The organism is Arsukibacterium sp. UBA3155 (assembly GCA_002364615.1).
Lineage (GTDB): Bacteria > Pseudomonadota > Gammaproteobacteria > Enterobacterales > Alteromonadaceae > Alishewanella.
The window spans coordinates 38,489-54,242 of sequence record DEYP01000026.1; the positions used below are offsets into that span (position 1 = coordinate 38,489).

At 49.2% G+C, this 15,754-nt stretch carries 13 protein-coding genes; 6 read left to right on the forward strand and 7 right to left on the reverse strand.

All coding sequences use genetic code 11. The features are described from left to right. Positions 1 to 18: 18 nt before the first annotated feature. Together B2X65_RS14095 and cysM are read right to left on the reverse strand one after the other, a co-directional pair. Positions 19 to 1,320 (reverse strand): porin, encoded by a 1,302-nt coding sequence (locus tag B2X65_RS14095; protein ID WP_290613599.1) that lies wholly within the window; start codon positions 1,318 to 1,320, stop codon positions 19 to 21. Positions 1,321 to 1,465: 145 nt separating this feature from the next. Further along, positions 1,466 to 2,350: a cysteine synthase CysM gene (gene cysM, locus B2X65_RS14100; protein ID WP_290613601.1), complete on the reverse strand. Its 885-nt coding sequence runs from the start codon at positions 2,348 to 2,350 to the stop codon at positions 1,466 to 1,468. Between the two features lie 728 nt (positions 2,351 to 3,078). On the opposite strand from cysM, the gene B2X65_RS14105 reads away from it, so the two are divergent. Next, on the forward strand, positions 3,079 to 3,426 hold the full coding sequence (locus B2X65_RS14105) for a hypothetical protein (RefSeq protein ID WP_290613603.1): 348 nt from the start codon (positions 3,079 to 3,081) through the stop codon (positions 3,424 to 3,426). A gap of 133 nt (positions 3,427 to 3,559) precedes the next feature. Here B2X65_RS14105 and B2X65_RS14110 read toward each other — a convergent pair whose 3' ends face one another. Beyond that, positions 3,560 to 4,312, reverse strand: a complete 753-nt coding sequence (locus B2X65_RS14110; protein WP_290613605.1) for a TrmH family RNA methyltransferase — start codon at positions 4,310 to 4,312, stop codon at positions 3,560 to 3,562. Positions 4,313 to 4,516: 204 nt separating this feature from the next. On the opposite strand from B2X65_RS14110, the gene B2X65_RS14115 reads away from it, so the two are divergent. Next, positions 4,517 to 4,900 carry an HPF/RaiA family ribosome-associated protein gene (locus tag B2X65_RS14115; RefSeq protein WP_290613607.1) on the forward strand — a complete coding sequence of 128 codons (384 nt, stop codon included), beginning with the start codon at positions 4,517 to 4,519 and terminating at the stop codon, positions 4,898 to 4,900. Positions 4,901 to 5,021: 121 nt separating this feature from the next. Here B2X65_RS14115 and B2X65_RS14120 read toward each other — a convergent pair whose 3' ends face one another. After that, positions 5,022 to 6,128, reverse strand: coding sequence for an alkane 1-monooxygenase (locus B2X65_RS14120; protein ID WP_290613609.1), 1,107 nt, complete (start codon positions 6,126 to 6,128; stop codon positions 5,022 to 5,024). Between the two features lie 186 nt (positions 6,129 to 6,314). On the opposite strand from B2X65_RS14120, the gene B2X65_RS14125 reads away from it, so the two are divergent. Then, the gene (locus B2X65_RS14125; protein WP_290613611.1) at positions 6,315 to 7,370 is read left to right on the forward strand and encodes an AraC family transcriptional regulator; all 1,056 of its coding nucleotides are present in this window, start codon (positions 6,315 to 6,317) and stop codon (positions 7,368 to 7,370) included. On the opposite strand, the gene B2X65_RS14130 is transcribed toward B2X65_RS14125, so the two are convergent. The 3 genes from B2X65_RS14130 to B2X65_RS14140 all read right to left on the reverse strand — a co-directional run bounded on the left by B2X65_RS14130 (position 7,352) and on the right by B2X65_RS14140 (position 12,206). Continuing rightward, on the reverse strand, positions 7,352 to 9,016 hold the full coding sequence (locus B2X65_RS14130) for an amidohydrolase (protein ID WP_290613613.1): 1,665 nt from the start codon (positions 9,014 to 9,016) through the stop codon (positions 7,352 to 7,354). The two genes, B2X65_RS14125 and B2X65_RS14130, sit on opposite strands and share 19 nt — an antisense overlap. A gap of 150 nt (positions 9,017 to 9,166) precedes the next feature. Further along, a complete protein-coding gene (locus tag B2X65_RS14135) occupies positions 9,167 to 10,537 on the reverse strand; it encodes a class II fumarate hydratase (RefSeq protein WP_290613615.1) in 1,371 nt (456 codons plus the stop codon). 136 nt (positions 10,538 to 10,673) lie between these two features. After that, positions 10,674 to 12,206 (reverse strand): S10 family peptidase, encoded by a 1,533-nt coding sequence (locus B2X65_RS14140; RefSeq protein WP_290613617.1) that lies wholly within the window; start codon positions 12,204 to 12,206, stop codon positions 10,674 to 10,676. Positions 12,207 to 12,430: 224 nt separating this feature from the next. Here B2X65_RS14140 and bfr (B2X65_RS14145) point away from each other — a divergent pair, with 224 nt between their 5' ends. The 3 genes from bfr (B2X65_RS14145) to B2X65_RS14155 all read left to right on the forward strand — a co-directional run bounded on the left by bfr (B2X65_RS14145) (position 12,431) and on the right by B2X65_RS14155 (position 15,656). Next, on the forward strand, positions 12,431 to 12,904 hold the full coding sequence (bfr, locus tag B2X65_RS14145) for a bacterioferritin (RefSeq protein ID WP_290613620.1): 474 nt from the start codon (positions 12,431 to 12,433) through the stop codon (positions 12,902 to 12,904). Between the two features lie 2 nt (positions 12,905 to 12,906). Further along, entirely contained in the window at positions 12,907 to 13,374 is a 468-nt protein-coding gene (gene bfr, locus B2X65_RS14150) for a bacterioferritin (RefSeq protein ID WP_290613622.1), read from the forward strand. Between the two features lie 149 nt (positions 13,375 to 13,523). Next, positions 13,524 to 15,656: a S9 family peptidase gene (locus tag B2X65_RS14155; RefSeq protein ID WP_290613624.1), complete on the forward strand. Its 2,133-nt coding sequence runs from the start codon at positions 13,524 to 13,526 to the stop codon at positions 15,654 to 15,656. Positions 15,657 to 15,754 lie beyond the last annotated feature (98 nt).

Consider the following 15,754-nt stretch of genomic DNA (forward strand, 5'->3'; position numbering starts at 1 on the left):
TAGGTCCTTGTTTTTATTTTAAAAATAATAGCCAATATTAATGTTGAAACGGCGCTCGGTTTCATTACTGTCGCCAATGGCACTGCCGCCGACAAAAGGTTGGTTTTTGGCGTGCACCAAATCGAAATAGGTGAACAAGCCGCCCGCCGCAACCGAGAAGCCGGTTATATTCATCATGGTGTCGCGGCTGCCGTCAGACTTGTCGTATACCAGGCCATAGTTATTATAAAACTGCAGACCGGTGACCGGACCCCATTCAACGGGCACACTATAAGCCAGGTTTACCGTGGCCGATGTGGCTTCGGCGGCAATAGAATCATAAAAGGCATAGGCGCCAACAGCCATTTGCTCTACCCCGTCGATATCGTACTCATACTGGGTGTACTGCAGTTGCAGATTCCAGTTGTGGAAGTAGCTATTGCTGTGTAGCGCCCAGGCGTTGTAATCCCCGGCCCGGGTCTGGCCGTTATGCAGTCCCCCTGCCAGAGCGGACACACCCAACTCGGTTTTCAGCTCACCATGACTGACGTGATAGCCAAAGCGGCCACTTAAGGTATTGTACTCACCCAGCGGCTGGGCCGGATCATCATAGATGCCGTCACCGGGCAGGCGGGCACCAACAATATCATATGAGTAGCGGTCAGCTCTGCTGCCGACATAACCATCTACGCCGCCTAACTCATCATTTACAAAGAAGCCTAAATCCAGCTGCCAGTTATCGCTGAGCTGGCGTTTAAATAAAATACCTAAATCGTGATCATCTTCCAGCCCGATATAATAGTTGGTGCTGAAAAACCAGTTGTGAGAGTTATAGGGCCAGTTACCGAACGGTACTTTGGTAATACCGGCCTGAACCTGCCAGTCGTCGGTAAACTGATAACCGACATAGGCATATTTGACGGCGGTCATATAATCAAAAAAGCGAATTTCAGCATTCAGTAACACATCGCCGATGCTGCCGTTTAAATTCAGCCGGAAAATATCGAAATCAAAATCGCCACCGCGGTCTTTGTTGCCTTCACTGTAGGAGGTATGGCTGTAATTGGTGCGAATAGCCCCGCCAAGCTTAATGCCATCTTGTTTTTTTTCAGCGACCGGCTCGGCTTCAGCCACCGCCAGACCCCGGGCTTGTTGCTCAACAAGCTCTGTTTGTTGTTGTTCCTGCTCCACCAAGCGTGCTTCCAACGCGGAAATTTGGGCTTTCAACAGTTCAAGCTGTTGCTTTATTTCGTCGGTTTCGGCAGGAGTGGCGGCAAACGCGGCTGGTGATACTAAGCAACCAGCGGCAGCGATCAGGGCGATTCTGCAGTGGGTTTTCATAAGCGGACCTTATAGTTAGCGGAGTAACGGATAACGCAGTGGCTATAAGGATAGACTAATGAGCAAGTTATACCAAACTGGTCCTGTTCAGTATGGTTGATTTATCGGTTCAATATTCCCGGAATGTGGCGCTCTACATCACCAGTCAGAAGATGTTGGCCGACAAATAGCGATCGCCCCGGTCACAGATAATAGCGACTATTACCGCATTATCATGTTGCTCAGCCAGCTGAATGGCGGCATGCACCGAGCCACCAGAGCTAACACCGGCAAAAATGCCTTCTTCTTTTGCTAAGCGACGCATGGCACTCAGCGCATCGTCCTGGCTGATATCAATAATCTGATCTACCCGGCTTTTCTCAAAAAAGCCCGGCAGGTAAGCTTCCGGCCAGCGCCGAATGCCGGGGATGCTGGCGCCTTCAGCTGGTTGCAGGCCAATAATCTGAATGGCCGGGTTTTGCTCTTTTAAATAACGCGACACGCCCATAATGGTGCCGGTGGTGCCCATACTGCTGACAAAGTGCGTTACATGTTGCTGACTTTGCTGCCAGATCTCCGGGCCGGTACTGGCATAATGCGCCGCCGGGTTATCGGGGTTATTAAACTGATCCAGCACAATACCTTTGCCTTGTGCCTGCATTTGCAGGGCTAAATCGCGTGCGCCTTCCATGCCTTGCTCTTTAGTTACCAGAATAAGCTCGGCGCCATAAGCACGCATCGAGCTTTTGCGTTCTTCAGTGGCGTTATCCGGCATAATCAGGGTCATGGCGTAGCCTTTAATTGCCGCCGCCATCGCCAGGGCAATACCGGTATTGCCGCTGGTGGCTTCAATTATTCTATCACCGGGTTTTATCTCACCCCGTAACTCGGCCTGCACTATCATATTCAGCGCCGGCCGGTCTTTCACCGAGCCCGCCGGGTTATCGCCTTCCAGTTTTAATAATACGGTGCTGTTAGTATGCGCGGCCATCCGCTGTAATTTAACCAGTCGGGTATTGCCAACTTCATGCTCAATCGTAGGAAACATCATGGAAAAACCGCCAGTGAACGAATAACAGGATGGCGCTAGTTTAGCGCAAAGCGGCTTGACTGTTAATGGCCATAGTTTTTGCCGTAGCCAACTGCGGATTCAATCTTTTTTAAGTAATCTATTGGATTACATTTCAGTCGTGCTTACGACAATTACTGAACTAGCAGAATACAATAATCGGCGCGGGGCAATCGCACGCCACATAGCTCAGCTATAGCATTGCTTTATGTTGTTGCCAAAGAGCCACAAGCGGTGCTCAGAGCACTGGCTTAAACGCCAACGCTTAACAGCTGAAACCGGCATAGTTCACGCGCGCGTAGTTTCTGAAAATGGTTCAAAGTCTGAGCAATATCCAGACTGGAATGAAGAGTGTTGAGTACGGATCAATCCGTGTTTAGTTGCGGATTGGTCTGCCCAGTAAGCGCTAGGTGTTTGGCATATTATCTGTGTTGAAGGTAATATTCATATAGTTTTATCAATTTCAATATCAAAAGGAATCATTATGAGTAGTTCAGTAATTGGTGGTGTAATAGTAGTAATTATCGTTGTAATAATTGCCATAGCAGCTTCAAAACGTAAAAAATAAACAGCCTATTTGAGGCGTTCAAACACCTAACAAGGGTTTTCAAGTCGGACAAATTACAGTTGGCTTTTTGTTCGTGCCTCACTTATTTTAGCCAACTGCAATTTGCCGCTTAAAACGGCGTTAAGCATTTAGGAGAGTTTATTTGAAAACTTCATTGCTGTTTTTGGTAATTTTCTTATCTGGCTGCTCTTTTTTAAATCCTTTATTCTATGAGGAAGGCTTCAAAAAGTATGCTGATAGAATAGTAGGATTAGATGCCGAAAAATATACAACTTATCCCTATGTTAAATTAGAAAAAGTCGTAGAACTTGATGATGGACATAGGGAATATTTTATATCTACGGACTACGAAACTAGCTCTACTGGAGATAAATCCACATGTCATTGGGTACTTATTACTATGCCCTCTAGCAGCATTGTTAATTCATGGCGATACAATTCAGAACCGTCAGAGTGCAAAGGTACCTATTTTCACGAAGGGGCGTGGTAATAAATGCCTGGCAAGTTACTGGAATAAGGGGTCAGAGTAAATAATCGTCATGCCTTTGTAAGGCGCTGAAATAAAAAGAGATTAACTTGGCTCGTCTTTAATTGTCTCTGACCCCTTTCTTTTCCCCGCGCCGCTAATGCTGCTGACTAAGCCGGCGTAAGTTATCGCAAATAACAGCAGCAGCTATGCCAACATTTAACGATTCAGCACCGCCAAACGCCGGAATAGTAATTTTACGGCTGATATAGTGGCCGACATCGCTGCTGATACCATTAGCTTCATTACCCAGCACAATATAACCACCAGCCTTACCAAGCTTTAGCTGATGAACATTGTCACCACCGAGGTAAGCCCCGTATACCGGCATATTGGCATGAGCCAATGCCTCTGCCAGCGGCAGGTAATGCAGCTGCACCCGTAAAAATGAGCCTTTAGCCGCGGCAATTACTTTGGGGTTGTAGCAGTCGGCGGTGTCGGGCGAGCATAGAATTTGTTGAATACCGTACCAGTCGGCGATGCGGATAATAGTGCCCAGATTACCCGGGTCGTTAATATTATCCAGCACCAGGGTCCAGCTGGCAGGGCTTGTGCTAAACAGCGGCCAGTGCGGTATTTCGACTACGGCAAGGGCCGCGTCGTTACTATTAAAAGTACCGACTTTAATCAGCTCTTCACTGCTGCATTGCTGCAGTAAACTCACGGTATTAACGGCCTGAGCATGCTGTTGAATAAACGCATCTGTGGCAAACAACGCGCGTACCTGCCAGCCTGAGGCTAATACCTCTAGTACTGCTTTTTCGCCCTCGACAAAAAACAGCTGCTCGGCCTTGCGGTACTTTTTAAGGTGGAGCGATTTAATCAGTTTCGCCCATTTGCTACTTATCATGCTGCTGGCTTTTGTCGGTAAAGGTTAAGGCTATTTTAACCAGTCTTTTCGATGCTGTCTGATTTTATCGGCGATAAATTAGTAAGTCTGACCTTGACTGTAGTCTTGGGCGTCTCCAGATAAGGAGGAGTAGTATGCAACCTTTCGACGCGGGTAGGGTCTGTAACAGAAGTCCCGACTCAGAGTCATTATCAGGAGTAGTCTATGCAAATTCAAATTAACAGTGATCGTAATATTCAGGCCGATGAGCGGCTGGCCGAGTTTGTGCGCGAAACATTGCAGAATAAATTAAGCCGCTTTGCCGACCATGTTACCCGGATTGAGGTGCATTTAAGTGACGAAAATGGCCATACCAAACACGATGGCAACGATAAACGTTGCCTGCTGGAAGCCAGACCGGAAGGAATGGAGCCGATTGCCATTACCGAACATGCGGCTACTGTTGGCCAGGCTGTCAGTGGCGCTGCCGACAAAATGCAGCGTAAATTAAGCTCGGCCATTGGCAAGTTACGGGACAAACACACCCGGGCTGGTAGTCCGGACTTCTCTGAACCCGAGGCAGCAGATCCGGTAGATGAAGTAAGCTAATTACGGACGTCTGGTTATTTATTGTTAAAAAGCCGCAGAGTAGGTTTTAGCCTCTGCGGCTTTATTTTTTTAAGTTGGATACTTAAATTGGATGCTATTGTCGCTTACTGACAGCACCCCGCTATTGCTTTGCCGGGGTATTGGGCCGGTATTGTAAATCCCATTGCTGCAGTTTTGGCGTCATTAAACGAAACCACAGCGGTGGCAGCAATGCCAGTAACATTGAACCGAGATAACCGGTGGGCAGATCTGGCGCCTCAGCAAAGGCTTTTAACTGATAAAACGGCAGCTGCGCCCGGGCATGATGGTGTGAATGCCGAGTCAGGTTAAAGCTGGCCCAACTGCTAATCCGTTTTGTGCTGTTCCAGCTATGGTAAGGCCTTACCGGCTGGCTAACGGTTCTTTCAATGCCATAATGCTCAATATAATTGACCACCTCCAGCACCGCTTTTGCAAATAATGCGCTGCCAGTAAACAGCAGTAAACCAAGCCAGCCGGCCAGGCTGAATGCAAATATTCCCAGTAGCACAGACATCGCGATACCCCGTAAAAAACGGTTATAAAAACTGAATACAGGTTTGTTTTGCCGGGTCAGCCGCTGTGTTTCAATACGCCAGGCACTGCAATTGCCATAAACTGTAGAATGCAAAATATGTTGGTAAACATTGCGCCCCCTTGGTGCTGTCGCCGGATCCTGGCGGGTACCGACATACCGGTGATGGCCATACACATGTTCAATAGCAAATGAGCAATCAAAGCTGAATGCCAGTAGCCAGCGGCCGGTCAGCATTGCCAGCGGATCCGCGGTACGGTGGGTCAGTTCATGAGCCGGCACGGTGCCGACCATCGCAATTAACAAACCTGCACCCAACCACACCGGAACAAAGTGCCACCAATGGCTGGCGTTACGGGCAGCAAGGGCGTCATAACCCGTTAACTGCTGGATCAGCTGGCCATAGCCAAACAGATCGCCGGCGGCCACACTCCAGAGCAGAGCAAAAAATATCAACAAAATAAACAGTAACGAGCTATACACTAAGCTGTTCAACAGCCATGGATGAGCGTAGTCAGGTTCCGTCGCATCACTGCCAAACAGCAGATCGCCACCCACCACCAGCAGTAAAATTACCAGTAACCCCAGTGCCATCCAGTTGCCACCGAGGGTAATACCCAAGATAAAGGGCAAGGTTAGTAAATGAAACAGGCTGAATTTCAGATAGTGAAACATGTAAACTCGCTTATTAACGGCCAGGTTGTAAGCTTATGTCTGCTCAAGAACGGATGGCAGTGCTGCAGCAGCCAACTTCTGGTCATTTGCGGCCACATTGCAGAAACCGTGCAGAATGAGCAGGCGGGCTGGGTTACACTAAATGCATCAGTTTTGGCTGAAAAGACCATGGAGTAGCAGCACATAATGGCAAATAGAAATATCGGTGCTACCACAGCTAAAGCCGGTAATCAGGTAGCATTACCTGGCCATTATTTGCGTAACCTGCTAGATCTGACAAAAAGCCGCGGCGCAAACCCACAATCAATATTGTCAGATGCCGGCGTATCAGCGGCGCTGCCAGACCAGTTTGATGCCAGCCTGACCTGGCAACAATTTCATGATGTGATCACACTCTGTTGTGCCAGGATAAATGAACCGGCGCTGGGGTTATACCTGGGTAGCCAGCTGACTATTACTACACATGGGCTGCTGGGGCTTGCAACGATGAGCAGTGGGAACTTACAGCAAGCGCTGCTGTTAATTTGCAAATATACCTCTACCCGCAGCCCGCTGTTAAACCTGACAATGCAACAACAGCAGCAACAGGTGGTGCTGACGCTGACTGAGTTACAACCTTTAGCGGATATTCGTCAGTTTGTGGTCGACACCTTTGCGGTTGCCTTACATGCCATTCTGGATTTTATCTCCGGCCATCGCTATCGGTTAAAGCAGGTACAGTTTGCGTTTGCCAAGCCAGGCTACAGCGCCTTGTATCAGGCGTTTTTCCCATGCCCGGTCATTTTTGCGGCAAATGAGCACCGCTTTATGTTGGAGGCAACCGATCTGGCGATTGTCTCGCCCTGGGCAGACCGTCAGGTACAAAGTCAGCTGACAGCGCAATGTGAACTGGAATTACAACGTTGGCAGCAGCGGCAGAGTGTCGGCGGGTTAATCCGGCTGATGCTGGGCCGGACCAAGGGCCGGATCCCGGGAATTGAACAGGTAGCGGCTGAATTTGCGTTGTCCAGCCGCACGCTGCGCCGGCGCTTGATGCAGGAAGACACCTGTTACCATCAACTGGTGGCAGATTGGCGCAGAGAAATGGCCCGGCAGTACTTACAAACCACCGCCCTGCCGGTACAGCAGATTGGTTATTTACTTGGCTATGCGGATCCAGCTAATTTTGGCCGGGCTTTCCGGCGAGAGTATGGACTCTCGCCAAGTCAGTTCCGGCAACAACATTATTGCGCTGCTTGCTGATACCTGAGCTCGCCATTTACCCAGGTTTGCTCTGCTTCTACCTGCCATAGCTGACTGGGATCGATAGTGAAAATATCCTGATCAACCAGAATAAAGTCGGCCCAGCTGCCGGGGCTCAGCGTGCCCATGCTGTCTTCCTGAAACGCGCCATAAGCGGCGTCTACTGTGAAGGAGCGCAGCGCTTCAGTCAGCGTCAGGCGTTGCTCTGGCAGCCAGCCACCTGGCGGCTGGTTTTGCTGATCCTGTCGTGTTACTGAGGCGTGCAGTCCGTGAAACGGATTCGCCAGCTCTACCGGAAAGTCAGAACCGCCAACAATAATGCTGCCCTGATCAATAAAACTACGCCAGGCATAGGCACCGCGCAAGCGCGCTACGCCGAGGCGATCGCCGGCCATATTTTTATCGGAAGTAGCATGTACTGCCTGCATGGAAGGCAGAACATGCAATGTTTTAAAGCGCGGAATATCGTTGGGCGCGACAATTTGCGCATGTTCAATGCGGTGGCGGCCGGCAGCACGCTGTTCAGGTGTGGCCAGTTGCTCGAACCGATCTAATGCCAGCCGGTTAGCCCGGTCACCTATGGCATGCACGTTGGCCTGAAAGCCGGCATCCATAGTAAGTTGCATAATCTGGGTTAACGCATCAGGTTGCGTTACCAGCAAGCCGGTTTGGCCAGGCTGATCGCTATAATCGGCCAGCAGCGCCGCACCGCGACTGCCAAGGGCACCATCGCCGTATATTTTAACCGAGCGTATATCCAGATAATCTTTCGGGTCGTCGACAATACCCTGGGCCAGCCATTTTGGCAGCTGCGGGTCTTTTGCCGATAACATAGCGTACAGGCGCAAAGGCAGCTGGTTATTATCTGCCATTTCCTGATATATATCGGCCAGTTCTGTGTCTACACCGGCATCGTGCATGCTGGTAATTCCCAGTGCCAGCAAGTGCTCAAATGCCAGCTTCAGCGCAGCAATTTTATCATCACTGGTTGGCGCCGGAATTTTTCGTTGTACCAGTTGCATGGCATTATCTATGAGCACTCCGGTTGGGTTACCGTTGGCATCACGGATAATCTCACCCCCTGGCGGGTCCAGGGTATCTTTACTAATACCGGCAGCTGCCAGCGCTTTGCTGTTGGCCCAGCCCGCATGGGCATCTATCCGCACCAGCCACACCGGCCGGTCGCTCACGGCTTCATCCAGCAGACTTTTGCCAGGAAACGCTTTGTCGTCCCACAATACCTGATTCCAGCCACGGCCAATCACCCAGGGCGCCTGCGGCTGTGTGGCAGCAAAGCGGGCAACTTCAGCCACGGTAGCTTGCTCACTGCCAATACCACGTAAATCGGCCTGGTTTAAGTACTCACCGAGGCCCAGCATATGGCCATGACCATCTATTAGGCCGGGTAGCATGGTTTTGCCAGCACCATCAATTTTCCGGGCTTTAGCGTACTGCTTAACTACCGCGTTATCGCCCCGGGCCAATACTTTGCCACTGGCATCATCAAAAGCTAATGCACTGAATGACACTAACTCACGGTCTGCATTAAAGCCGTACCCTTTTATATTATGTACCAGCACCGGATCCGCAGAGGTCGTGCCGCATGCCAGCACAAAGGCGAGCAGAAAAAGTTTGCTGTGTTTCATCGATACCCTTTTTAGTTATCTGTAAGCTGAAGCTGACTATAGCAGTAATATCAGCGGCTTGACATCAGGCGCGGCTGTTGCGCTACTGCCTGCGACCAAAAGCAGCCTGCCAGCTTTTGGCAGTGCCGTTACCCGCGTTTTTGCACGCCTTTACTCGTTGCGGGTTAGCCTGGCCGGGTTTAGCAGCTGCTGCAGTTTCTCTTTACTTAACTCGGTTTGCTCCAGTGCGATTTCCAGCACCGGGCGCTGTTCTTTATAGGCTTGCTTGGCAATTTCCGCTGCTTTGTCATAACCAATAACCGGGTTTAAGGCGGTCACCAGTATCGGATTTTTATCCAGTGATTTAGCAATGTTGGGCTCGTTGACTTTAAATTCACTAATGGCCTTATCGGCCAGCTCTGTGCAGCCATTGCTCAGTAACTCAATGCTCTGCAACAGGTTATAACCAACAAGCGGCAGCATAACATTCAGTTCAAAATTACCTGACTGGCCAGCAATGGTAATGGTGGTGTCGTTGCCGATTACCTGAGCAGACAGCATAGCGACCGCTTCAGGGATAACCGGGTTTACTTTGCCTGGCATGATGGAGGAACCCGGTTGTAAAGCGGGAAGTTCTATTTCACCCAGCCCGGCCAGTGGCCCGGAGTTCATCCAGCGTAAATCATTGCTGATTTTCATCAGTGCCACGGCGAGTGTTTTCAGGGCGCCGGAGCAGGAGACGGCTAAATCCTGCGAACCAATGTTAAAGAAAAAGTTGTCACTGGCGCTAAGTTCAAGGCCGGTATCTTTGCTAAGTTCAGCGGCAAAGCTTGTGGCGAAGTCGGTGTGGGTATTTACCCCGGTGCCTACGGCAGTGCCACCCTGCGCCAATTGTTGCAAGCGGGGCAGTTGCTGTCGTAATAATTGCTCGGCGTGGGCCAGCTGATATTGCCAGGCACCCAGCACCTGCTCAAACCGAACTGGCATTGCATCCATTAAATGGGTGCGCCCGGTTTTAACCAATTGGCCAATGTGCTGGTTTTTTGTCACCAACACGGCCTGAATATGTTGCAGGGCGGGAACAAGCTGGTTCTGGATAGCCAGCGCGCTACTTAACTGAATGGCCGTCGGGATCACATCATTACTACTCTGGCCTGCATTAACATGGTCGTTCGGATGTACCTGCTTACCCAGCTTGTCACTGGCCAGCGTCGCCAGCACTTCATTAACATTCATATTGGTACTGGTACCGGAACCGGTTTGAAACACATCAACCGGGTAATGTGCCATGTCAGTGTTGGCAAGCTGCTGCTCTGCCGCATAAATAATGGCACCGGCAATGTCTGGCTCCAGCACGCCGAGTTTACTGTTTGCGATAGCCGCCGCTTTTTTAATATGCAAAACTGCCTGAATAAAAGCCCGCGGCAGGGTAAGCGGGCTTAGTTTAAAGTTGTTAATGGCACGCTGGGTCTGGGCCTGATACAGCGCGTTGGCGGGCACCTGTAATTCGCCCATGCTGTCATGTTCAATCCGGGTGGCCATGGCGGGCTCCTCTTCCTGATTAAAATTTAAACTGAATGTATAGCATGGGATCCTTTTTGCGACATCTCAAGGCAGGCCGCCTTTAAGATGTCGCTCGCGAAGCTCAGTACTTGGTTGTTACTTCGTACTTAGACGGTTACTTAGTCGGATAATTAGCCGGGTACCTGGCCGGCTCACCAGCTTTGGGCAGCGCGTTTAATATAAAGTCACGTAAATCGTCGTTCGATTTTTTTAAATCCTCGGCGCGTAAATACATCATATGGCCACTGCGATAGCCTTTAAAGCTCATGCGGTCTTTCATTTTGCCGCTCGGGTCCAACTGCCACATATTGTATTTGGCATCAAAATAATTAGTGGCGCCATCAAAGTATCCTGACTGGGTCAGCACCTGCAAATAGGGGTTCTGGGCCATGGCCTGGCGCAGGTTTTCGCCGGTATTGTCGTTCGTTCTGTCCCACGGATGCACCGGGCCGAACATGTTGTATTTAATATCGGTTTTGTAATTCAGTTCGGTACGCAAGTAGTGGTTAATCGCCGGGGTAAACGAATGCAGCCATGAGGTCAGTTCTGCCCAGTAGTCCGGCCGCTCACCCACATCGTTTTTATCGATACCCAAATAGCGTGAATCCAGCCGGCCGACAGTCTGGCCTCTGTCGCGCAGCAGCTCTTTCCAGTAATAACTGGTGCTGATATCGAGGTTACTGCGCAGTACATTTTGCACACTAATGCCGGAGTAACGGCTAACCTGCTCGGCAATACGTTGCTTCTCCTCGGCAGTAATCATATTGCCTTTAGCCAGTGCCGGCAGGTACTGGTTAATGGTAAATGCTTCCACTTCGGGCAGAATGTCATATAAATCTTTTTGTTGTAAATCGGCCGCCAGTTTCTGATGATACCAGGCAGTCGCAGCAAAATACGGCAGGCGGTTGGCGGCTTTAACCGGGCCATCACGGCTGATGCCAATATTGGTAGGAGATACCAGCACCACGCCATTTAAATACATCCATTGCTGATTCTGCAGTGCCAGCGCCAGTCCGGACACGCGGGTCGTCCCGTAACTTTCACCAATTAAAAACTTCGGCGAGCTCCAGCGCTCATAACGGCTGACAAAACTGTTAATCCATTCTGCCAGATAAGTTACATCAGCATTGGTACCAAAAAACATTTTCTGTTGCTGATCTTTACTGGGCATTTTGCCGTCTTTATCCGGTAACACCCGCGAATAGCCGGTGTTAACCGGATTTACAAACACAATATCAGCGACATCAAGTACCGAGTGCGGATTGGTTTTTACGCCATAAGGTTGCACCGGGTAGCCTTCGTCATCAACATTCAGGGTCTTCGGGCCGGTATAGGCGACATGCATCCAGACCGATGCTGAACCCGGGCCACCGTTAAATGAAATCAGCAGCGGCCGCTTAGCGGTGTCTTTAATATCAGTGCGCTGATAATAGGTATAGAACAAGGTCGCCGTCGGGTTGCCTTCACTGTCCCACACTGGTTGGGTACCGGTATGGGCTTTATAGTTAACTTTTTTGCCATTTATTTCGGTACGATGCTCGGTGACAACCACCGAGTCGGCTTCAATCTGAATTTGCTCTGCATTAAGCTGCCAGCTGGCAGTCAGAAGGGCGGCAATAAAGCCACTGAGTTTAATGAAACGCAACATAAATACTCTCTTGTTTGTAATATCTGTGGTTAATGTAACGTATAACAAGCCTGCTCGCGAAGTGTGATGCGACTGACAACCGTTTTACGAGATATTCTGGTGACAAACGAGATGAAAATACGAATACTTATTAATTGTATAGTTATGATTTTAAAAGTAATTTTGCGTAAATGTGGTTGATAGCCTAAGCTGGTAGCCATGTTACTGCAAACCGGAGCCCTATTATGCAAGGTAATCCAAAAGTACTTAGTAAGTTAAATGAAGTACTTACCTTTGAACTGACCTCAATTAACCAATATTTTCTGCATGCCCGCATCTACAAAAACTGGGGCCTGAAAGCACTGAATGATGTGTGCTATAAAAAATCGATTAAAGATATGAAGCAGGCTGATGAATTAATTGAACGGATATTAATGCTGGAAGGCCTACCGAATTTGCAGGCGCTGGGCAAATTGCGGATTGGTGAAGACACCGAGGAAATGCTGCAATGCGATATGGATTTTCAGCTTGAGCAACTGCCATTGTTACGGCAAGCCATTGCTCTGTGCGAAACCGAACAAGACTATGTTAGCCGCGATATACTGACAGAGCTACTGGAATATGAGGAAGAACATTTAGACTGGCTGGAAACTCAGCAGCATCAAATTAGTGTAATGGGGCTGGCTAATTATCTGCAAGCTCAGGTAGGAGGCGAGTAATTATGAAAGGTAATAAACAGATCATCGCTGGTTTAAACGAATTGTTAGCCAATGAGCTGGCGGCAATGGACCAGTATTTTATTCATTCGCGTATGTATCATGACTGGGGCTTACATAAGTTATTTGAACGGATTGATCATGAATTTGATGACGAAAAAGGCCATGCGTCAAAATTAATTGAACGGATTTTATTTTTGGAAGGTACCCCAGATTTAAAAAACCGTGATGCCATCCATGTTGGTAAAGACGTGCCAAGCATGCTGCAAAACGATCTGAATGTGGAATACACCGTGGCCAAGCTGCTGAAAAAAACCATGGCGTTATGTGAAAATGAGCAGGATTACGTTAGCCGTGACATGTTGCAGCAACTGTTGGACGATACCGAAAATGATCATGCCCACTGGCTGGAACAGCAGTTAAGACTAATCAAGCTGCTGGGCCTGGAAAATTATCTGCAATCTCAGATGTAGCCTTCAAGTCAGATTAAGAGTAGCGATAAAGCCGGTTAGTGTTACCGGCTTTTTTATTACACTCGCTTACACTTTTTGCCGCCGCATCCGTTAGCTCAAGCTGGAGCATTATGTTAATTTCTTGTCAGAACTTCTAATGAGTATCCACCATGCATAAAAAAGTCATATATTTGCTGCTAAGCGCCAGTATCATCAATAGTTTTTTGTTAAGCGCTGCCGATCAAAACCACAGTGAGCCGCCGGTTGCAGTGCAACAGCCTTATACCATTAGTTCAGCACACGGTGACCGGCAAGACCCCTACTACTGGCTGCGTGATGACAGTCGCACGTCGCCGACGGTGCTGGACTACCTGCATCGGGAAAACGACTATTTTGCCAGCTATGCCAAAGCCTATCAGCCATTAACCGACAAGCTTACTGATGAAATTATTGGCCGGATTAAGCAGGACGACAGCTCGGTGCCCTATACCAAGGGCGATTACAGCTATTACAGCCGTTATGAAACGGGCAAAGAATATCCCGTTTATGCCCGTAAATCGTTAAAAGATGGCATTGAGCAAGTGATGCTGGATGTTAATCAGCTGGCGGCGGGCAAAGATTATTACCGGGTAGCAAACTGGCAGGTCAGCCCGGATCAAAATTTGCTGGCGTATCTGGAAGATACCAGCGGCCGGCGCCAGTACACCCTGCAAGTACGTGATTTACGCACTGGCAAGAATTTGTCTGATGAACTAACCGGTCTCTCTGGCAGCCTGGCCTGGGCCGCCGATAATAAAACCCTGTATGTGATCCAGAACGACCCGGTCACCCTGTTAAGCACCACGGTATTGCAGCATAAGCTGGGCAATACACCCGCACAGGCAAAAGCGGTGTATCAGGAACCCGACAACAGTTTTTACTTAAGTCTGGATAACAGCCGTGATGACAGCTATGTGGTAATCACCTCTGAAAGCACGGTTTCAACTGAAATCCGGGTACAGCCAACTGACAAGCCAGCAAGTGACTTTACTGTGCTGGCACCGCGGCAGCGCGATTTTCAATATGCGGCTGAACATCATCAGGGCCGCTGGTTAATAAAAACCGATTGGCAGGCCCCCAACTTTCGTCTGATGACCGTCGAAGCGGATAAAATTGGCGACAGACAACGTTGGCAGCCTTTGCTGGCCCATGATGAACAGGTTTTTATTGAGGATTTCATCGCCTTTGAAAACTATCTTGCCATCAGCGAGCGTAGCGATGGCTTGCGCCGGATCCGAATTATGCCCTGGCAAGCGCCCGATAAAGCATTCTATGTGGCGTCAGATGAGCCAGCCTATGTTACCCGCTTTGAAAAGAACCCGGAGCAGAATACCGATTGGCTGCGTTATAGCTATACCTCGCTAACCACGCCTGACACAGTATATAAGCTAAATATGAAAACCGGCGACAAGCAGTTGCTGAAACAAACGGAAGTGCTGGGTGAGTTTGAGCAAAATAACTATGTGACTGAGCGGGTATGGGCTACGGCCGCTGATGGCGTTAAAGTACCGGTTTCGCTTTTATATCGCAAAGGCTTAGCGCTTGATGGCACGGCACCGCTGTACCAGTATGCTTATGGCTCTTATGGCAGCTCGTCTGATCCGTCATTCCGCTCTACCGTGTTCTCGTTGGTAGATCGTGGCTTTGTATACGCCATTGCCCATATCCGGGGTGGCCAGGAAATGGGCCGGCACTGGTATGAAGACGGTAAACTGCTAAACAAAGTGAATACGTTCACCGACTACATTGCGGTAACTGATCACCTGGTAGCCAATAACTATGTGGCAAAAAACAAGGTGTTTGGCATGGGCGGCAGCGCGGGCGGGCTGCTGATGGGCGCCGTGGCCAATATGGCGCCAGAGAAATACCGGGCGCTGATCGCGCATGTCCCTTTTGTTGATGTGGTCACCACCATGCTGGATGAGAGCATTCCGCTTACTACTAACGAGTTTGACGAGTGGGGTAACCCGAAACAAAAAGCATATTATGATTATATGCTGGCCTATTCGCCCTACGATCAGCTGAGTAAACAAGATTATCCGGCGCTATACGTTACCACTGGTTTATATGACTCGCAGGTCCAGTATTTTGAGCCTGCCAAGTGGGTAGCAAAATTACGTACTGTGAAAACTGACCAGAACCCGTTGTTGTTTAAAACCAATATGGAAGCCGGTCACGGTGGTAAGTCGGGCCGCTTCTCCCGCCTGGCAGAATATGCTCAGGAATATGCATTTATTCTAAGTTTATTGGGGATTAAAGAGTAACCACCCGCATTTAATAAAAAAACCGGGTGCTGCCCGGTTTTTTTATTGCATAGACGCTTAAGCACAGGGTTTAGCCAAAACACCTATACTGACTTTAT